18 protein-coding genes and 1 tRNA gene are annotated in these 18758 nt (G+C 37.8%); 3 read left to right on the top strand and 16 right to left on the bottom strand.

Annotation, left to right across the window (positions count from 1 at the left end; translation table 11 throughout):
- Nucleotides 1–196: 196 nt before the first annotated feature.
- Nucleotides 197–278: transfer RNA gene (locus BLT95_RS08630), tRNA-Leu, on the bottom strand.
- A gap of 305 nt (nucleotides 279–583) precedes the next feature.
- Between BLT95_RS08630 and BLT95_RS08625 the strand changes: the two genes are divergently transcribed.
- Nucleotides 584–1975 carry a dipeptidase gene (locus tag BLT95_RS08625; RefSeq protein ID WP_089665695.1) on the top strand — a complete coding sequence of 464 codons (1392 nt, stop codon included), beginning with the start codon at nucleotides 584–586 and terminating at the stop codon, nucleotides 1973–1975.
- Between the two features lie 140 nt (nucleotides 1976–2115).
- Nucleotides 2116–4203, top strand: coding sequence for a dihydrofolate reductase (locus BLT95_RS08620; RefSeq protein ID WP_089665694.1), 2088 nt, complete (start codon nucleotides 2116–2118; stop codon nucleotides 4201–4203).
- Nucleotides 4204–4686: 483 nt separating this feature from the next.
- Here BLT95_RS08620 and BLT95_RS08615 read toward each other — a convergent pair whose 3' ends face one another.
- From BLT95_RS08615 to ruvC, 13 genes are all read right to left on the bottom strand, one after another.
- Complete coding sequence (locus BLT95_RS08615) at nucleotides 4687–4905, bottom strand: VF530 family protein (protein WP_089665693.1); 219 nt, start codon at nucleotides 4903–4905, stop codon at nucleotides 4687–4689.
- A 186-nt stretch (nucleotides 4906–5091) separates the two neighbouring features.
- Nucleotides 5092–5670, bottom strand: a complete 579-nt coding sequence (locus tag BLT95_RS08610) for an alkylphosphonate utilization protein (protein WP_089665692.1) — start codon at nucleotides 5668–5670, stop codon at nucleotides 5092–5094.
- Between the two features lie 74 nt (nucleotides 5671–5744).
- The gene (locus BLT95_RS08605) at nucleotides 5745–7454 is read right to left on the bottom strand and encodes a DUF885 domain-containing protein (protein ID WP_089665691.1); all 1710 of its coding nucleotides are present in this window, start codon (nucleotides 7452–7454) and stop codon (nucleotides 5745–5747) included.
- Between the two features lie 197 nt (nucleotides 7455–7651).
- A complete protein-coding gene (locus tag BLT95_RS08600; protein ID WP_089665690.1) occupies nucleotides 7652–8656 on the bottom strand; it encodes a metal-dependent hydrolase in 1005 nt (334 codons plus the stop codon).
- A 116-nt stretch (nucleotides 8657–8772) separates the two neighbouring features.
- The gene (locus tag BLT95_RS08595) at nucleotides 8773–9135 is read right to left on the bottom strand and encodes a GIY-YIG nuclease family protein (RefSeq protein ID WP_347584291.1); all 363 of its coding nucleotides are present in this window, start codon (nucleotides 9133–9135) and stop codon (nucleotides 8773–8775) included.
- 132 nt (nucleotides 9136–9267) lie between these two features.
- Nucleotides 9268–11046, bottom strand: coding sequence for a DNA mismatch repair protein MutS (locus BLT95_RS08590; RefSeq protein WP_089665689.1), 1779 nt, complete (start codon nucleotides 11044–11046; stop codon nucleotides 9268–9270).
- A complete protein-coding gene (locus BLT95_RS08585; protein ID WP_089665688.1) occupies nucleotides 11046–11405 on the bottom strand; it encodes an MmcQ/YjbR family DNA-binding protein in 360 nt (119 codons plus the stop codon). The genes BLT95_RS08590 and BLT95_RS08585 overlap by 1 nt, the downstream gene beginning before the upstream one ends.
- Nucleotides 11406–11506: 101 nt before the next feature.
- On the bottom strand, nucleotides 11507–12121 hold the full coding sequence (locus BLT95_RS08580; RefSeq protein ID WP_089665687.1) for a DUF4230 domain-containing protein: 615 nt from the start codon (nucleotides 12119–12121) through the stop codon (nucleotides 11507–11509).
- Between the two features lies 1 nt (nucleotide 12122).
- Nucleotides 12123–12473, bottom strand: coding sequence for a DUF4260 domain-containing protein (locus tag BLT95_RS08575; RefSeq protein WP_089665686.1), 351 nt, complete (start codon nucleotides 12471–12473; stop codon nucleotides 12123–12125).
- Between the two features lies 1 nt (nucleotide 12474).
- Nucleotides 12475–13221 (bottom strand): cyclase family protein, encoded by a 747-nt coding sequence (locus BLT95_RS08570; protein WP_089665685.1) that lies wholly within the window; start codon nucleotides 13219–13221, stop codon nucleotides 12475–12477.
- 252 nt (nucleotides 13222–13473) lie between these two features.
- Entirely contained in the window at nucleotides 13474–14598 is a 1125-nt protein-coding gene (hemW, locus tag BLT95_RS08565) for a radical SAM family heme chaperone HemW (protein ID WP_089665684.1), read from the bottom strand.
- Between the two features lie 14 nt (nucleotides 14599–14612).
- Nucleotides 14613–14984, bottom strand: a complete 372-nt coding sequence (locus BLT95_RS08560; RefSeq protein WP_089665683.1) for a four helix bundle protein — start codon at nucleotides 14982–14984, stop codon at nucleotides 14613–14615.
- Between the two features lie 23 nt (nucleotides 14985–15007).
- Nucleotides 15008–15559, bottom strand: a complete 552-nt coding sequence (ruvC, locus tag BLT95_RS08555) for a crossover junction endodeoxyribonuclease RuvC (protein WP_089666884.1) — start codon at nucleotides 15557–15559, stop codon at nucleotides 15008–15010.
- 73 nt (nucleotides 15560–15632) lie between these two features.
- On the opposite strand from ruvC, the gene BLT95_RS08550 reads away from it, so the two are divergent.
- The gene (locus tag BLT95_RS08550) at nucleotides 15633–16799 is read left to right on the top strand and encodes a glycosyltransferase (protein WP_231896348.1); all 1167 of its coding nucleotides are present in this window, start codon (nucleotides 15633–15635) and stop codon (nucleotides 16797–16799) included.
- Nucleotides 16800–16997: 198 nt separating this feature from the next.
- On the opposite strand, the gene BLT95_RS08545 is transcribed toward BLT95_RS08550, so the two are convergent.
- Together BLT95_RS08545 and BLT95_RS08540 are read right to left on the bottom strand one after the other, a co-directional pair.
- Nucleotides 16998–17471, bottom strand: a complete 474-nt coding sequence (locus BLT95_RS08545) for a hypothetical protein (protein WP_172822581.1) — start codon at nucleotides 17469–17471, stop codon at nucleotides 16998–17000.
- A gap of 126 nt (nucleotides 17472–17597) precedes the next feature.
- Entirely contained in the window at nucleotides 17598–18743 is a 1146-nt protein-coding gene (locus BLT95_RS08540; protein ID WP_157718033.1) for a tetratricopeptide repeat protein, read from the bottom strand.
- Nucleotides 18744–18758 lie beyond the last annotated feature (15 nt).

The raw sequence follows: 18758 nt of genomic DNA, 5'->3' as shown, positions 1-18758 counted from the left end.
AATTTCAGAAAATAGGTTTTCAAAGAATCCGTTTAGCCTACTTATGTTAGGAAGGTCTCATACTCGTATGAGGCTTTTTTTTTAGATAGGCTTAATTATCAGTCTTTATTAAAGGTAAAAGCTATGATGCCTAAATAAAAAAAGCCGACTCGTTAAAGTCGGCTTTTCTGTTTGGCCTGCACTGAGCTTGCCGAAGTGCGGGCGAAAGGACTCGAACCTTCACACCTCGCGGCACTAGATCCTAAGTCTAGCGTGTCTACCAATTCCACCACGCCCGCATTTAAAGTTTCACAACACTTAGGACTCGTTGTGATTCCTTGCTTAATTACTTAAGCGGGTGCAAATATAATTATTGTTTTTAAATTTCAAATAGTGTTGAAGGAAAATATTAAAAAAAATCTTCTAAAAAATTAGTGGTGAAATTTCACTGTTTTCAACTGGCTGATTTACAGATTCTATTGAAATCCTAAATTTTTTTAGAACTCCTGGAAAAATTTAGCTCACACTTAAGAAAGAGAGCGGAATTCGATTATCGTTTTCCAAAGAGAACTTAGTAACTTTACGCAAACTTGAAATTAAATTCATGGATTCAATAAAAGACTACTTAAATAAGAATAAAGACAGGTTTCTGGATGAACTGGTAGATTTGCTAAAGATTCCTTCCATTTCAGCCGATCCTGCCTATAAAGGAGACATGCTCAAAGCTGCGGAAGCGGTGAAAGCGAGACTTCTTGAAGCCGGTTGTGATACGGCAGAAGTTTCGGAAACACCCGGGCATCCTGTGGTGTATGCTGAAAAAATTATTGATAAAAACTTACCGACGGTCTTGGTATATGGTCATTATGATGTGCAGCCGCCAGATCCTTTGGATCTTTGGGATTCACCACCGTTTGAGCCAGTGATAAAGGAAACTAAGATCCATCCTGAAGGAGCCATTTTTGCAAGAGGTTCCTGTGATGATAAAGGGCAAATGTATATGCACGTGAAAGCGATGGAATACATGACCAAAAATGATGAACTTCCCTGCAATGTGAAGTTTATGATAGAAGGTGAAGAAGAAGTAGGAAGTGAACACCTGGACTGGTGGATCAAGGAGAATAAGGAAAAACTTCAGAATGATGTCATCCTGATCTCCGATACCGGAATGATCTCTAAAGACACTCCTTCAATTACCACAGGTCTTCGCGGACTTTCTTATGTGGAAGTAGAGGTGACTGGTGCTAATAGGGATTTGCATTCGGGACTTTACGGAGGTGCCGTAGCAAATCCGCTGAATATTTTAAGCCAGATGATTAGTCAACTTACAGACGAGAATAATCATATTACTATTCCAGGTTTTTATGATAATGTTGAAAACCTAAGTGATGAGGAGAGATCTAAAATGGCTGAAGCTCCTTTCAGTTTAGAAGAGTACAAGGAGAAACTGGACATAAAAGATGTTCATGGAGAGAAAGGATATTCTACTTTAGAAAGAGGTTCAATCAGACCAACACTGGATGTCAACGGAATGTGGGGAGGCTATATTGGAGAAGGTGCTAAAACAGTACTTCCTTCTAAAGCATATGCAAAGATTTCCATGCGTTTAGTACCGAATCAAGATTGGAAAGAGATCACCGAACTATTTAAAAAACATTTTGAAAGTCTGGCACCAGATTCAGTAAGAGTAGAAGTGAAACCACATCATGGCGGGTATCCGTATGTGACTCCAATAAATACCATTGGATATCAGGCGGCGAGCAAGGCGTATGAAGAAACCTGCGGGAAAACACCAATTCCACAGCGAAGCGGTGGAAGTATTCCAATCGTTTCCCTTTTTGAAAAAGAATTGGATAGTAAGATCATCCTGATGGGCTTTGGTTTAGATACCGATGCGATACATTCTCCAAATGAGCATTTCGGAGTCTGGAATTACCTGAAGGGGATTGAAACCATTCCTTGGTTCTATAAACATTTTACTGAAATGAGTAAAAAATAGATTTACTTCTGCTGGTGTCATCCTGAACTTGATTCAGGATCTATTCAAAAAGACTAAATCTCTTAATCAACGGGGAATCAATTTTATTAAAATTTGATTCCCCGTTTTTATATCTTAGCGCCTCAAAATTTCTTAACAACATGAACAAAATATTAAGTACTTGTCTGTTAGCTGCAGCGCTTACTTTCGTATCCTGTGATCAGGATAAGAAAGATCCGGAAATGGCTCAGACAGAAAATTCTGCGGAAGATTTCAATTTTAAAGCAGATGAATTTGCAGATCTTAAAATTCTGCGGTATCAGATCCCGGGATGGGAAAACTTAAGCTTGAAAGAGCAAAAACTTGTTTATTACCTTACTCAGGCGGGACTTTCAGGACGTGATATTATCTGGGATCAGAATTACCGTCACAATCTTACTATCCGTGAGGCTTTAGAGAATATCTATGTAAATTATGAAGGTGATAAGTCTTCTGAAGACTGGAAGGCTTTTGAAACCTATTTAAAAAGAGTTTGGTTTTCTAACGGAATTCACCACCATTATTCAAATGCCAAGTTAAAGCCTGAATTCAGCAAAGAATATTTTGATACTTTGCTTAAAGAAACCAATACAGACCTTACCGGTGAAGCTTACGAAGTGATCTTTAACGATAAGGACGCGAAAAAAGTAAATCTGAACGAGGCTGATGGTTTGATCGAAGGTTCTGCCGTAAATATGTATGGTGAAGGAATTACAGCCGCCGAGGTGGATGCATTCTATGCCAATAAGAAATCACCAAATCCGGAAAAGCCATTGGCTTATGGAATCAATACCAAGTTGGTGAAGGAGAATGGAAAACTGGTAGAGAAAGTTTACAAAAGTGGCGGACTTTACGGGGAAGCGATCGATGAGATCGTAAAATGGCTGGAGAAAGCAAAAGCTGTTGCTGAAAATGAAAAACAGGCAAATGCTTTAGGTCTTTTGATCGATTATTACAATACCGGAGATCTTCAAACCTGGGACGAGTATAACGTTGCATGGGTAGAAGCTACTGAAGGAAATATCGATTATATCAACTCGTTCATTGAAGTATATAACGATCCTAAGGGTTACACAGGTTCATATGAAAGCATTGTTCAGATCAAAGATTTTGATATGTCTGAGAAGATGAGCAAGGTAGAGCAGAATGTTCAGTGGTTCGAAGATAATTCGCCAATTATGGACGAGCACAAGAAGGATTCTGTAGTAGGAGTTACTTACAAAACAGTGATCGTTGCCGGAGAGTCTGGTGATGCTTCACCAAGTACACCAATTGGGGTAAACCTTCCAAATTCAAGCTGGATCAGAAAAGCTCATGGAAGTAAATCTGTTTCCCTTGGAAATATCATCAACGCGTATGAAAATGCCGGCGGAACTGATAAACTAAAGGAATTTGCCCATGATGAAGAGGAAATTGCCCTTTCAGAAAAATACGGAAATCAGGCAGATAAATTACATACAGCACTTCACGAAGTGGTAGGTCATGCTTCAGGACAATTGAACAAAGGAGTAGGGACTACAAAAGAAACTTTGAAGAGCTACGCTTCGACTTTGGAAGAAGGTCGTGCAGATCTTGTAGGACTGTATTACCTGATGGATCCAAAACTTGAGGAGCTTGGACTTACAGATAATGCTGAAGAGCTCGGGAAAGCTGCTTACAACGATTATATCAGAAACGGACTAATGACTCAGTTGGTGAGGTTAGAGCTTGGAGACGATGTTGAAGAGGCTCACATGAGAAACCGCCAGTGGGTAAGCGCCTGGGTTTTTGAGAAAGGCAAGGAAGAAGGAGTGATCGAAAAAGTGGAAAAAGACGGTAAGACTTATTTTGATATCAAAGAATACCAGAAACTAAGAGAACTTTTCGGGGAGCTTTTAAGAGAAACTCAAAGGATTAAATCTGAAGGTGATTATGAAGCTGTAAAAGAGCTTGTGGAGAACTACGGAGTGAAAGTTGATCAGAAGATGCATAAAGAGGTATTAGATCGAAACGCTCAGTTCAAATCTGCTCCTTATAGTGGATTTATCAATCCTGTATTGGTTGCTGAAATGGATGAAAATGGAGAGATTAACACTATTAAAGTAACTCAACCGGCATCTTTTGAAAAGCAGATGATGATGTATTCTGAAAACTTTAGTTTTCTAACTGAGAAGAAAAGAGCTAATGGGGAAACTAAAAAAGAAGAGACTGCGGAGGCAGCTGAAATGTAAAATTTCATTCCTCATAATAAATTCAAAGCCCGGCGATTGCCGGGCTTTGAATTTATGGCTTTATCCTTGTCATTTCGACCGCAGGGAGAAATCTATTTTTAGCTAAATTTTTGTTGTGAGATTTCTCATTCGTTTCACTACTTCTAAATGACATCTGAAAATTAGCCTTCATCCTGAACTTGTTTCAGGATCTTCTCGAATGTCATCTGGGCTACAGGGAGAGATCTTATGAAAGTTTATTCTAATTTAAAGGGTTTTCCAGGAGTTGTTCTTACGTATTGCGAAAAGTAATAATCCAATTCCAAGGCCGATGAGTGCACCATTTAGAAAATCTGGTATTTCTAAATAATGCCAAATCACTTGAGAACCGGCGACAATTAATATTCCGATTGAAAACAATAATTGTATTTTTCGCTTATTCATATTTTCAGCTTTAGCATTCTTTAAAAATACTAATTCCTAATCTGTGGTTTATGAATGAGTTTACTTAAAATCAGTTCTAAGATAAAGTCTTTCCACTTTTTCCCGAGCCCATGGAGTTTTTCTTAAAAACTTAAGGCTGGATTTTATGGTAGGATTACTTTTAAAACAGTTAATATTGATTCGGTCGGCGAGTCCATCCCAACCATAATATTTTTGCAGTTCTTCTACGATAGTTGCCAGTTTTACTCCGTGTAGTGGGTTATTTGGTTGTGATTCCATAGTTGTTATTCTTGAATTATCTTGTGTGATTTCGACCAGCGAGAGAAATCTCCTTTGGAATTAGATTTATTATTCGCTATGCTTCTTCGAAATGACCTTAAAGTGCTTACACCGTCAAGCTGAACTTAATTCAGCATCTCATTTTGAGACCCTGAAACAAGTTCAGGGTGACGCCAATTTGAGAAATTAAACTTTCTTCACAAATTTCGTGAGAATCACGATTTGTTGCCCTTCTACTTTTCCTTCAATTTGTTCCGCATTATCATGAACCAGGGAAACTCTTCTTACGGCAGTTCCGCGTTTCGCCGTTAAACTGGAACCCTTTACATTAAGATCTTTGGTTAAGACTACGGTATCTCCAACTTCAATAATTGCTCCGTTGCTGTCTTTATGAATGATATTATTTCCTGATTTTTCTTCCGAAATTCCGGCTTTTGCCCAGGCTTTTACTTCATCTTCCATATACATCATCTCCAGAAGATCATTTGGCCAGCCTTCAGCTTTTAACCGTTGTAACATTCTCCAGGCCATCACCTGAACCGCCGGAACCGTACTCCACATACTGTCATTTAAGCAACGCCAGTGATTAGGCTCTACTTTTTCAGGATCTTCTATCTGTGTTTTGCAGGTTTCGCAGATAAGAATACTACTGTCCAATCCATCTTCAGGTGAATCGGGAACTTCAAAAACATTCAATTGATCCTTATTTTCGCATAATTCACAGGTGGAATCACTACGTTGTCTTAAATTTTCTTCAATAGTCATTAAAACTGAATTTGCCTGCAAAGATAATTTAAACTCAGGCGCATGAAATTTATTCTTGAACTACTTTTTTATTGTTAAGAATTAGATTTGATATAATTCATCACCCTTTGCTCGAGAATCGGCAAAGTGACCACACCTTCTTCAAGGATCACTTCATGGAATTTCCTGATATCGAACTCTGTTCCTAGCGCTTCTTCGGCTTTCTTTCTAAGCTCCCTTATCTTCAATTCTCCAATCTTATAAGATACAGCCTGCCCCGGCCAGGAAATATATCGGTCTACTTCGGTATTGATCTCATGAATGGAAAGTGCAGTGTTCTTTTCCATAAAATCTACGGCCTCCTCTCTGGTCCAGCCTTCTGCATGGATGCCGGTATCGACTACCAGTCTACAGGCGCGCCACTGTTCGTAAGTAAGCTTTCCGAAGACTTCATAGGGATTACGATAAATACCCATTTCTTCTGCTAAAAACTCTGAATATAAACCCCAGCCTTCCCCAAATGCGGAGATGTAAAAGTTTTTTCTGAATTTCGGAAAATCCTCCCCCAATTCATTGTTCAATGAGATCTGTAAATGATGACCTGGAACCGCTTCATGTGCGGTAAGAGAAGGTAAAACGTATTTTGGACGGCTAGGCAGGTCATAAGTGTTTACCCAGTAATATCCCGGCTGAGTTTCGTTGGAAGCGCCAATATATCTTCCGGTGGTATATTTTGGTGCAATAGCCGCTGGAACTTCTGCTACTCCATAAGGTTTTCGCGGAAGTTTGGTGAAATAGGCCGGTAATTTCGCATCGATCCTTTTAGAAATATCACGAGCGAACATCAGCAATTCTTCCGGAGTCTGAGCATAGAATTGTTCATCGGTTCTTAAGAAATCAAAGAATTCTGAAAAAGTGCCTTTAAAGTCAGTTTTGGCCATTACCTTTTTCATTTCAGTATTGATCCTTTTTACTTCCTCTATACCAATATTGTGTACTTCATCTGCACTAAGGTTCAAAGTAGTATAATATTCTAGCAAATAGTCATAATGTTCCCGGCCGTTTGGAGTCTCAGAAACTCCGAGTGTTTTTCTGGTTTTTGGAAAATACTCAGTTTCAAAGAATGATTTGATTCTTTTAAACTCCGGGATCACATTCTTTGTAATAGCCATTTTCGCAGCATTTAAAACTGAATCCTTTTGTTTTTCAGATAAGGTTGAAGGAAGATCTTCAAAAGGTTTATAAAAATAACTGTCCTTATAATCGTCTACGATCTGGCTGTCATAAGTGCTCTCATAACCTTCAAAGATCACCAGTGGCTGGGTAATTCCGTCTTTTAAACCTTTACGCAGTAAAACGAAATGCTGATCTACATAAGTAGGAATAGCATTCAATTTGTTGAGGTAAGCTCTTACCTGTGCATAATTATTAAGATCTCTTATGTGGTAATTCAGACTTAAATGAAAGCCGGCATCAGAAAGCAGCGGATTCAAATATTCCTTGAATTCATAGGTTTTTACCGTATTTCTCAGGTCATATTTTAGTAATTCCACCGAGATCTTTTGAGTTTCTGAAAGTTTTTCCAATTCGAGGTCTCTCAGTTCTTCCAGCAGGTCTTCAGCAAAATCAGCCTGATTTTTATAATGCTCTTCAGAATAAAGTCCGAGTGGATAATCTGAACGCTTGTAAGGTTCATAATCCTGAAACTCCGTGATGATCTTTTCAAGGGCAATAGAATCTTTTTGAGCAATGACGGAACTTGAAATAAGCAGAAATAAGGCAAAAATCACCGGGAATAGCCGCATAAATAGAATTTTCCCTAAATATAATAAATGTAAATACCTTGAATCGTGAAAACTGTGAATTCGTCACCACGAATTTATTTGAACTCCGTCGAATCTTCGATTTCAGGATCTCATTTTAAATTCAGAATCAAATAATAAAAGATTCTAAATCAAGTTCAGAATGACGCTTTTCCTGTTTAATCTTAAGAATTGAGTTCCTAATTACCGAGAATGCGTGTCCAAAGTCTGGGGAGAAGGTTTTTCGCATCGGTCATTTCCTTTTCGGTTTCCGTAGCCGTTAACTCACCATGCTCTTTAGCTAATTTATAGCTGAAGATAAATTCTGAATCCGGATCTTCAATATCCAGGTTTCCAAATCTTAGATCATTGAAATATAAATGATCATTTTTCGAAGAAAAGGTATACCAGCCTTCAGAAATTTGAATCAACCGATGAAGATTTGGATCGTCTTTTAGATTTTCAGCAAGAGTGTAATTTTTAGGAATGCTGTAGAAATCAATAGGCTGCGTATCAAAAATCGAATAATTACCGATTAAAAAAGCATCTTCGGTCTCGATATTTGCTGTCCATAGTATGGTATTTAGAGGAGTAGGTCTTGTGTCCATTCGCTCATATTTAATATTCTGAGTTTCCAGAGCATCTTCAAATTGCTGAAATGTATAGAATTTCAAGGCTGGTGTGAGCACCAGTAAATAGATACTGCTTACTATCAATCCGATTTGGTTGAACTTTTTCCTTTTAGGGTCGGTGCGTTTAAGACGCATTGCCAGGATTAGAAATATCAGGAAAGGAAGTGTATACAGCGGATCTATTACAAAGATATTCTTATAAGCCAGCCTTAGATCAAAAGGCCAGAATAACTGGGTTCCCCATGTAGTGTGAGCATCGAGTAGCGGATGGGTGAAAAGTCCCCAGAACATGAGCCATGACCAGTTTTTCCAGTTGGCAACCGACTTAGATTCGATCTTTGAAATAAGCCAGCCAAAAATAGGGGCGAAGACAATTGCAAAAACTATGGAGTGTGAAAAGCCACGATGGATTTCAATGGCGGTGATGGTATCGAAAAAGTTACCCACGAAGGTGTCCAGGTCTGGGATGGTGCCGGCGATCGCGCCATAAAGCATGGCTTTATTGCCGACTTTCTTTCCTAAAACCGCTTCGCCTACAGCGGCACCTAATACGATTTGGGTCAATGAATCCATTTGGCAAATATAGGGGCAAATATTTATTTGAGTGAGACCCTGAATCAAGTTCAGGGTGACGTCTTGGGTATAAGAAATTATAAAAGAACTCGTCATGCTGAACTTGATTCAGCATCTCATAATTCAGAAAATAAATCTTTCAAGTTTGGATTGAGTGTCTTAATCAAATCCCATTTCCATTCTTTTCGCCAGTTCTTTAATTGCTTTTCTCTTAAAATAGCCTGGGTGATGTCAGTAAATTCTTCAAAGTAAAGTAAATATTCAAGATTATATTTTTTTGAAAAATCCGAGCCTATTTTATTCTTATGTTCTGTAATTCTTTTGATCAAATTATTAGTTACACCTATATACAGGACAGTTCTATTTTTATTAGAAAGTATGTAGATATAACTTTTTTTCATTTTCAAAAGTAAAGACCCTGAATCGAGTTCAGGGTGACGTTTATTTTGAACGCCGTCATGCTGAACTTGATTCAGCATCTCATAATCTGGCATTTTGATACATTGTCATGCTGAGCGAAGTTGAAGCATACCTATTGAATATCATATTTCGACTTCGCTCCATGTGAAAGGTTTATCCTCATGCGGAACTCGTTTCAGCATCTCCCCAATTTATTCCTCTACAATTTTCATTTTCCGAAGTAAAAATGAAGCATTCATATTCTGGCATATACCATCCTTCAAATGATAGTCAAAATGAAGTTCATCATTTACGATCTCCGCATCAAAATAGAAATTTTTAACCTCATCCAGTTCTTTGCTGATCTCACATAAGCTGAGGTCGTGCGTGGCAATAATCCCGGTAGAATGGGTGCCAACCAAACGTTGCACAAATTTTCGGGAGCCTATCGCTTTGTCGGTACTGTTAGTTCCTTTTAGGATCTCATCAAGAATGATAAAATAATCTTCGGTTTGAATTTTATCTACAATGAATTTCAACCTCTTTAATTCTGAAAAGAAGTAAGATTCATCATCTCCCAAAGAATCATTGGTGCGCATACTACTAATTAGCTTTGTTGGAGAATAACTACAGGAATCTGCACAAACGGGAAGTCCTATATTAGCCATTACGATCTGCAAGGCGACCGTACGTAAAAAGGTACTTTTTCCCGCCATATTTGCTCCTGTAATGATAAAGAACTGTTCACCATCTATTCTGAAATCATTATCAACACGCTTGTTTGGGTCCAGTAACGGATGCCCCAGATTTTTGGCAGTAATTCCACCGCCTTTTTTCAAAATTTCAGGAAATTGATAATGCGAATGGTTAAAAGCAAAATTCCCCAGACTATTATAAGCGTCGGTTCTTTCTACCGCTTCAAACCAATGTTCTACAGCGGTGTGATGATGCTCGATCCATTTTTCAAGTCGGTAACTTTGTCTTAGGTCCCATAGCAGAAATCCGTTGGCAAAGATCGCGAATAATAGATTATTTCGCTGATCCAGTGCATCAATTGCTTTGGAAAATTCTTTTAGAATTTCTGAAGCTTTCTTAGATTCGGAGGTGATCGAAGTTTTCACTTCCAGCATTAATTCTGATTCGAATTCTTCTTTCTCCAGAAAAGAAAGGAGCTGGTGATATTGCTGAAAAGTATCCTGAATCTTGCTTACCGTTCCCGATAATTCATTGATTTTTTTTAGAAAAACTCCGGTTATAAGAACTCCAATTATATACCACAGAAGTACCTGTGAAAAACCGATGATGTCAAAATAAAAAATGCAAAGCACGCCAACTGATAATATTGAAAAAACTGCCGGGAGCCACTTTATATATTCTGGCACGAAACTTTTGTAATTACGAATCCAGTTGAGAATGAACTTAGAGTCTGTTTCGGTTTTTACGAGTGTTGCGGTAGCAGAATAATTCTGCCTCCAGTCGGCCTTGGAAGCAAGTTCTTTAACCGCCTCCTGTTTCTTTAAAATATCAAGCGTTCTATTTGCAAGAAGAATGTTCGCCAGTCTGGCTTTTCCTTCTCTAAGAGACGTTCTGTTCAGAAACTGAAAAAAAGACTTCTTTCCAAAAAGGTCAATATCCCTGGAAAATTCATGATCTTCTGGTTCGAATTTCTTTCCATCGGGCAAATCAGAAAAATCTCTTGTTTCCAGAATTCTTAATTCCTGCTGATTTATATCTATAAGCGCCTTCAATTTTTCCTGTTCCTTTTTTAGATCTGTATGTCTGGAGATAAGAAAAATAAAACCAGCGATAAGCACCATACCCAGTGGGAGCAGGATAGTGATATTTCCATAGAAAAAATAAATGGCAGCACATAAAGACAGAAAAACGAGTAGTCTTAGCGAGCTGGAAAGTGCTAATCTTTTGGTTATTCGCTTTTTTAATTCGGTATATGTTGCTCTTCGGGAGGAGTAAAAATTTTCAGCTTCTGTCATTATAAATCTTCAAGTTCCTTTTTTAATTTTTTGGTAAGGCCATCAAACACCAGCTTATAAGAATGATCTATCAATTCAAAGACCAGTTTTGGTTCGATTGTTCCGTCTAGAATCATGGTGTTCCAATGTTGCTTGTTCATATGATAGCCCGGCAGAATATTTTCCTCATATTCTTCTCTAAGATCGATCGCTCTTTCGGGATCGCATTTTAGATTTGCCCGCAGCGGAACTTCATCTAAAGAAACGATAGAGAACATTTTGCCCATAACTTTCAGCACAAGGTTATCCGGGCCAAAAGGGAGGCCTTCAGTCACTCCTTTTTTATTAAGGCAATAGTCTCTGAAAGTGTCGATGTTCATTTTTCTGATTTTTAGACCTTAAAACGAGTTCAGGGTGACGTAATAAAACCAATTAAGGTAAAAAGTCGTCATGCTGAACTTGTTTCAGCATCTCTGCATTATTACTTTTCAATTTTGTTATTGCTCGCATCTTCAATAGTCAAGGCCGTATAATCAAGTTTCCAGCCAATGGTTTCCACGATCTTTTCCATTAAAACTATAGTGTCAAGAGCTTCCTTTCTTGCCTGATCTATGAGTCCGCTTTGAGGAATTTTGTCTACGATTGCCTTTTTCGCGTCACGGTTAATATCTGTAAGATCTGAAGTGGTAAAAGGATTTGCCCATCCTTCCCGCTTGTCATAATATTTAAAATCGGTCTCGATGGTTAACAGTTCCGGCTGAGGAAAATTAGTAAGAATGATCTTTTTCTGCTCATTATCACTATCCATTCTAATCTTACTGAGATCAAAGCCTATATGGGCCTTGGCTGTTACCAGTACAATTGCTTTTTTCTTTCCAAGAACAAGACTGAGGTACTTCTCTTTCATATTCTCGTAATGATAGATCTCTGAAAAATCACCTTCAATACTAATGAATTTGCAGACGCTTTTAATCTTATCCATCAAAACAACCGACTGTTCACTGGTTTTCAGTTTTGAGCGATCTTTATTAAAAGCAGCAAAGATAAAGTAAGCAATCACGGCACCGACGGCCAGTCCTATAAAGAGTAATTCCATATTAATTTCCTATTTCTCCCAGATGCGTAAATTTAAAGCCTTTTTCGTACTTCAATCCGTATCCCAGTAAACGATCAAAACTGGCGTGAGCGAACAGAATGATGCCTGTAATTTCCAGTGCCTGCAATTTAAGATAATATCCAAGTAAGCCAATCACAATCGCCAGGCCTTTATGATGAAAAATATTATAGAAAAAAGCGCCTGTTTTTGAATTTACAAGGTAACCCAACATGCCAATATCAGGAAGAAAGAATAACCCGACAAACCACCACCACGATAAATGCTGTAAACTAAACACCCAAATGCTAAGCAGGAGCATACCCAGTTCTTCAAGTTTTAAAGTGAACTTCATATTACTGAATTTTATAAAGTACCGGTTTACAAGGCGCCGCATCGTTTTCAAAGGATGCCGGCTGAAGGTTTAGAAAATATTCTCCGTCCTCGATTTTATTTGGCACATAGATCAATTCTGTGATCGTTGCATCAAATCGGGTGTTTTTTGGATAATCCCAGAATGCTTTATGCGCCAGTAATTTTCCGTCGTCCTTTTCTTTATCAACAGAAGGCTGATCAATCAAAAAATGTTTAATTCCTGCTTCCCTAATTAGGATCATAGCATCTTCTTCTAAATAGGGCCAGTTGGTATGCGAATGATTTTTAGCGATTTTACCAATGTAATTCGGAATTGTTCGCAGCACTAAGGCTTCTGAATCTATTTCCCTTAATTCTTTAGAAATATGTTCCTTGGTAAAAACCAGGTCATCACCTTTTTGCTTAGGTTCTATGGAAATAAGCCTGGCCTTGAAAAAGAAGGTTTTTAAATGTTGCTGAATAGTATTCAATTCAGGAGTGATGTGCCCTACACATTCTGTATGTGTGGCATGCGCATGCGGATTAAACCAGATGTTATTGAAATTCACCGAAGAGCCTTTACTCACTTTTCCAATAAAATCACCATCTACTACAGGTTCAATTTTCGGATGTTTTAAATACCAGGCCATAGGATTCTTGTTGTCTCCCCGCAGACTTATGGAAATATCCAGTGGTTTCGAGAAATCTATGGTATAGGAAACTCCTTTATGGCTGATAGTAGCTAACATGTGCGATCAATTGGTCTTAACAAATGTAGCATTGTTAGTTGATAATTGATAATGCTTTATAAAATTAAGAATTGGAAGGTCACTGCGAGTGCGACGAAGTAGTCTTTTGATGAGATTCCTTCGCTGCGCTCGGAATGACTTAACGATTTTCATTTCGACCGAAGGGAGAAATCTAAATTGAGTGATGCTGAACTTGATTCAGCATCTTCAGCGACCTTGAAACGAATTCAGGGTGACGTTTTATGAAAAATTTTAGTCGATATAAAATAAATCTGCGGCGATCCCGTCGCTCAGAAATTTGCCTTTTGAAGTTATATGAAAATTATTTCCGGAAGTTTCCATAAGTCCATCCCGGAGAAATTTATCTGATTCTTTTAAAAAGTGAAGCCTGTATTTTTCTCCGAATTTCTCCTTAATATCTTCTTCGGAAACCCCAAATTTAGTTCGGAGCCTGGTCATAACATATTCGTTATAAGAATCTGTCGTAGAAAGCTTTTCGGTTTGTTGAGGTAAGTTTCCTGCTTCAATGGCTTTATTATATAACGTATTATTACTGATATTCCACTTCCTGGAAATACCGTCATAAGAGTGGGCAGAAGGACCAATTCCCAAATATGGTTCTCCTAACCAGTAGGCCATATTGTTTTGCGAATGATAGCCCGGTTTTCCATAATTGGAAAACTCATAATGCTCGAAGCCGTTGGAGGAGAGTGTATTTACCAAAATATCGAATTGCTCCCGATATTGCTCGTCTTTCACCGGTTTAATCTTTCCCTTTTCGATGAATTTTTTCAGTGCAGTTTTAGGTTCCACGGTAAGTGCATAACTGGAAATATGCGGGATATCAAGATCTAAAGCCTTTTGAAGATTTTGTTTCCATTGTTCGTTGGATTGTCCCGGAATACCATAGATAAGATCAATACTAATATTATCAAAATACTGCTTCGCTAATTCTAATGATTTCAGCGCCTCTTCAGAATTATGCGCCCGGTTCATCAATTTCAGGTTCTCTTCAAAAAATGATTGAACGCCTATACTTAATCGGTTAACCGGAGAAGTATTCAGCATTTTAATCACTTCTTCGGTAAGATCATCAGGATTTGCTTCAAGCGTAATTTCGGCATTTTCAGAAACCTCGAAATTCTGGGAAATGGTTTTGAAAATCAGATCTAATTCTTCAGAATTCAGCAGGGAAGGAGTACCACCTCCAAAATAGATGGTTTGAATAGGTGGTGCTATTTCTCCTTTTCTAAACTCAAGCTCTTTACAAAGCATTTCAACCAATTGAGATTTCTTCTTCGTGGATGTCGAAAAATGGAAATCACAATAATGACAGGCCTGCTTGCAAAAAGGGATATGGATGTAGATACCACTCATTCAATTATCAGTTATCAATTACCAGTTTTATTCATTCTGGTTGATTTTAGAATAGAAAAAAGAATTTTTGACAATTCATCTGCAAGTTTGAACAATTCTGTAAATTCATTTTCATCGATGGAGTTTGAATCATTAAGCAATTTTAACCAATATTTAGTTTCAAGACTTTCTTTGTAGGCGATAGATATTTTAGCAGAAAAATCGGCATTTGAAATAGCTCCATTTGCTTCAGCAACATTCGCTCCGATCGAAGTGCCACATTTTAATAACTGCCTGGATAAAATATATTCTTTTTGAGCATTTAAATCCTTGCATAGAAAAACGATTTTCAATGCAAATTGATAAGATTTATCAGCCAAAACATTTTTCTTTCCAGACTCGATCATTGATCATTGTTTATTGCTAATTGTTATTTGACTTTATTAGGGTTTTGCTTTACAAAAGCATCCCAGCCGGTGTAACTTTTACCGATCTCCGTTTTGCCGGAATTATAAAAATGACAAACCGCAGCGGCAAGTCCGTCGGTCGCATCCAGATTTTTTGGAAGCTTGCCGATCTTCAACTGACTTTGCAGCATTTTTGCCACCTGTTCCTTACTGGCGTTTCCGTTCCCGGTGATGGCCATTTTGATCTTTTTTGGCAGATATTCGGTAATTGGAATTTCCCTGGAGAGGCCGGCAGCCATAGCGACTCCCTGGGCACGTCCAAGCTTTAGCATAGATTGAACATTCTTTCCGAAAAAAGGAGCTTCAATCGCAATCTCATCGGGATGATAATTATCAATTAGTTCTATGGTTCTTTCAAAAATCAGTTTTAATTTCTTGTAATGGTCTGAATACTTGGTAAGCTGAAGTTCATTCATTTGAATAAAACTCATCTTTTTATTTTCTACTTTGATGAGGCCGAAGCCCATAATAGTGGTTCCGGGATCAATACCGAGAATGATCCTTTCGCTTTTCAAAACTGATTTTTCCGAAGAATTGCTCACAAAAATTACCTAATTTGGGACTTTTACAAAGCTAAACAATTCTGTGTTGGCAGCACCAAACTTACAGGTTATGCTTTTGCTGATCTTTTTTGGAATAATTACCGCAGCTTATCTGGGAATAGTGGCCGCATTTGTTTTTGGTTGGAATAAAGTACCTGAATTCAGTCTAACAGGAATGGCTTCAGTAAACACATTTTCTATTATCATTCCTTATAGAAATGAAGCTGAAAATTTACCAGTATTATTCAAATCCTTAAGCAACCTGAATTACCACACCAGTAAATTTGAAATTATCCTGGTAAATGATGATTCTAAAGATGATTCTAAAATTCTGGCTGAAAATTTCAAGGAAGATTTTCCGGAAATGAATATCAAATTACTGGAGAATAAGCATAAAACAAATTCACCTAAAAAGGATGCGATCCAAACTGCGATAGAGTTTTCAAATTTCGATTATATCGCGACTACAGATGCCGATTGTGTAGTTCCTTCTAAATGGTTGCAGTTTTTTGATGAAAGCATTCAAAATTCAGCTTCAAAAATGATTGCAGGACCGGTTGGTTTTATTCAACTAGTAGGTAAAAAAAAGCCTTATTTTCAGAATTTTGAAGAAATGGATTTTATGAGCTTGCAGGCTTCTACCGTTGGTGCTTTCGGCGTTGAAAAAGCTTTTATGTGCAACGCCGCCAATATGTGTTATGAAAAGGAAACTTTTTTAAGGGAAGCAGGATTTAATGATAATGTAAGAGTTGCCAGTGGCGATGATGTTTTTCTGTTACAGAAACTAAGAAAGAAAGGAATTGAGGTTTTCTTTATAAAATCTATAAAGGCTGCTGTTTATACGAATTACCAAAAAAGTTTAAGTGGACTCATAAACCAGCGAATTCGATGGGCAGCGAAAGCTTCATCCTATACCAGTGTTTTTGCAAAATTTACAGGACTTATCGTTTTTCTGATGAATTTATCCCTGATTGTATTAACAGGTCTGACTTTTTTTAAACTTTTTTCATACCAATTCCTGATGTTGATTTTCCTTCTAAAATTCAATCTGGATTTTATATTGATCTATAAGTCGGCAAAATTCATGAACCGGGAAAACCTGATGCGACATTATCTTTGGAGCAGTTTGCTTTACCCGTTTTTTACGGTGTATGTGGCGATACTTTCTTTTTTTAATGGTTATGAGTGGAAGGGGAGAAGATTTCATAAATAATTGAGAATCGAAAATCCCTCCGCACAGGATGACAATGATTAACATTCCTGCGAGGAAATTGAGGGCCGTCACCCTGAACTGGATTCAGGGTCTCTTGAGATGCTGAATCAAGTTCAGCATGACAAGATTTAATAAGAAAGTCACTGCGAGTGAAATGAAGCAGTCTCCTACTTTGTCTTTCTAAAATCTACTATAGGTTTATTCTGCCTTAACCACAACCGGCATTTTAAATACCGTCGAAACCGGAATTCCACGCTTGCTGGCGGGATAGATCTTTGGAAGAGAATCTATGCTTTGCTTTAACCACTGTTCAATTTCAGGTAATTGATTGGTTACGGTGGTATCTGCCTTCACCGAATCGATTTGGGGTGTTCCATCTTTGGTGATTTCAAGATAAATAAAGATCGTGTCGTTGATACTTTCAGTCACTACAGGCTGCTGACTGGCTAAAAAAGAATAGATCGTAGTGGCTACGGTTCGCTCAAAACAGTTTTTGGCCGCGGCCAGTTCGGTTTCATTCTGACAATTTTCAAAAGCAGGATATTCATCTACTTCCTTCCAGTTCAGAGAACGGGATTCCTGTTCCAGAACCTCTTCAGAAGAGATCTTTTTTGTTTCAAAATTGCAGGAAGTTAGTATTAAAGTAAATACAAAAAGTAAAACTTTTTTCATTGGCCATCCGCTTTCGGATTTCAAAAATAGTGAAATATAGCAGGTTAGGAAAAATTGCAAGAATTAAAATATTCAATTATTAACCTGTAATTTTTCGAACAGGGATTTTTAAATGAAAATAGCTGACTATTTCGCCTGGTGCATCTCGCTTTTTAATTCACTAATACGATATTTTGCAACAGAGATCATATCATTTCTGCCAGATTCACCATATTTTTTTATATAGGTTTCATAAAGATTTAAAACTGCTTCCTGATCTTCAAAATATGCATCGGCAGCAATAGCACGTTCTAATAAGGCTCGTTCGTTTTCAGGATTTTCTTTAAGAGCCGACTCAAAATTTTCAAATGCACTTTTAAAGTCTTCCATTCTTTTAAACGTAAGTCCAATATTGAGATATTCACGGTCTACAGCCTGTTTTTTAATTAGCAGTGCCATAGTGAAGTGTTGCTGAGCTTTTTCAACTTCATTTGTTTTAAGGTAAAGCGCGCCGAGGTTGGAATGAACCGCGCTATTCATATCGTTGATATCCAGCATCATTTTATAGGTTTCTATAGCTTTTTCGGGCTGGGAATTGACGCGATAAGCTTTCGCAAGTTTTCCCAGAATAAATTCTGAACCTTCGCCAAGTGCTACTAGTTTTTCATAAGGAGCAATGGCTTTTTCAAATTGCAGGGAAGCAGAATATGCCTGACCTAAAATTGACAATAAGGAAACATTATCTGGCCTTACTTTCAGCCCTGATCTGGCTGAAACGATCGCATTGTAAGATTTGCCATTTTTAAGGTAGTATTTTGCGGTTTTATAAAGTGCTCCCTGATGAGTAGAATCCCAAATTGTTGTTTTAAAGAAGTACCTCATGGCCGTGCTATCCTTCTTTTTCTCTTTAGCAAGTCCAATCCTATAAATGAAGCCAGCATTTTCAGGATATTTTTCACTTAGATCACTGAAAAGACTATCTGCCATGTCCAGTTTTCCGGTTTCCAGAAGCAGTTCACCATAGTCAATAGAGGTGAGAATTTTTTCTGGATTTTTTTTCATTACCATTTTATAATTCTGAAGTGCTTCCTCATTCTGACCATTGGCCTGCTGGATCCTGGCTAATTTTAGATAGACAGTTTCCGATTTTGGTTGCAAGCTTTTTAAAAGTTCAATCGCGGCTGTTTTTTCGCCTACAGCTGAAAGGCTGTCAGCTGTCTTGATAGTTTCTTCCTGAGAAAAACCAGACAGCATACAGCCTAATATTAAAAATATAATAAATCTAATTTGCACTTTTAAATTTTAAGT

It is taken from the genome of Gramella sp. MAR_2010_147 (assembly GCF_900105135.1).
Taxonomy (GTDB): Bacteria; Bacteroidota; Bacteroidia; order Flavobacteriales; family Flavobacteriaceae; genus Christiangramia.
The sequence above is the reverse complement of the archived record's forward strand: the minus strand, read 5'-3'. Positions and strand labels throughout refer to the sequence as shown.

What these genes read in the sequence shown, in the direction of transcription:
- BLT95_RS08625 (WP_089665695.1), top strand. Translation starts at nt 584, where the DNA reads ATGGATTCAATAAAAGACTACTTAAATAAGAATAAAGACAGGTTTCTG.
- BLT95_RS08620 (WP_089665694.1), top strand. Translation starts at nt 2,116, where the DNA reads ATGAACAAAATATTAAGTACTTGTCTGTTAGCTGCAGCGCTTACTTTC.
- BLT95_RS08615 (WP_089665693.1), bottom strand. Translation starts at nt 4,905, where the DNA reads ATGGAATCACAACCAAATAACCCACTACACGGAGTAAAACTGGCAACT.
- BLT95_RS08610 (WP_089665692.1), bottom strand. Translation starts at nt 5,670, where the DNA reads ATGACTATTGAAGAAAATTTAAGACAACGTAGTGATTCCACCTGTGAA.
- BLT95_RS08605 (WP_089665691.1), bottom strand. Translation starts at nt 7,454, where the DNA reads ATGCGGCTATTCCCGGTGATTTTTGCCTTATTTCTGCTTATTTCAAGT.
- BLT95_RS08600 (WP_089665690.1), bottom strand. Translation starts at nt 8,656, where the DNA reads ATGGATTCATTGACCCAAATCGTATTAGGTGCCGCTGTAGGCGAAGCG.
- BLT95_RS08595 (WP_347584291.1), bottom strand. Translation starts at nt 9,135, where the DNA reads ATGCTGAATCAAGTTCAGCATGACGGCGTTCAAAATAAACGTCACCCT.
- BLT95_RS08590 (WP_089665689.1), bottom strand. Translation starts at nt 11,046, where the DNA reads ATGACAGAAGCTGAAAATTTTTACTCCTCCCGAAGAGCAACATATACC.
- BLT95_RS08585 (WP_089665688.1), bottom strand. Translation starts at nt 11,405, where the DNA reads ATGAACATCGACACTTTCAGAGACTATTGCCTTAATAAAAAAGGAGTG.
- BLT95_RS08580 (WP_089665687.1), bottom strand. Translation starts at nt 12,121, where the DNA reads ATGGAATTACTCTTTATAGGACTGGCCGTCGGTGCCGTGATTGCTTAC.
- BLT95_RS08575 (WP_089665686.1), bottom strand. Translation starts at nt 12,473, where the DNA reads ATGAAGTTCACTTTAAAACTTGAAGAACTGGGTATGCTCCTGCTTAGC.
- BLT95_RS08570 (WP_089665685.1), bottom strand. Translation starts at nt 13,221, where the DNA reads ATGTTAGCTACTATCAGCCATAAAGGAGTTTCCTATACCATAGATTTC.
- hemW (WP_089665684.1), bottom strand. Translation starts at nt 14,598, where the DNA reads ATGAGTGGTATCTACATCCATATCCCTTTTTGCAAGCAGGCCTGTCAT.
- BLT95_RS08560 (WP_089665683.1), bottom strand. Translation starts at nt 14,984, where the DNA reads ATGATCGAGTCTGGAAAGAAAAATGTTTTGGCTGATAAATCTTATCAA.
- BLT95_RS08545 (WP_172822581.1), bottom strand. Translation starts at nt 17,471, where the DNA reads ATGAAAAAAGTTTTACTTTTTGTATTTACTTTAATACTAACTTCCTGC.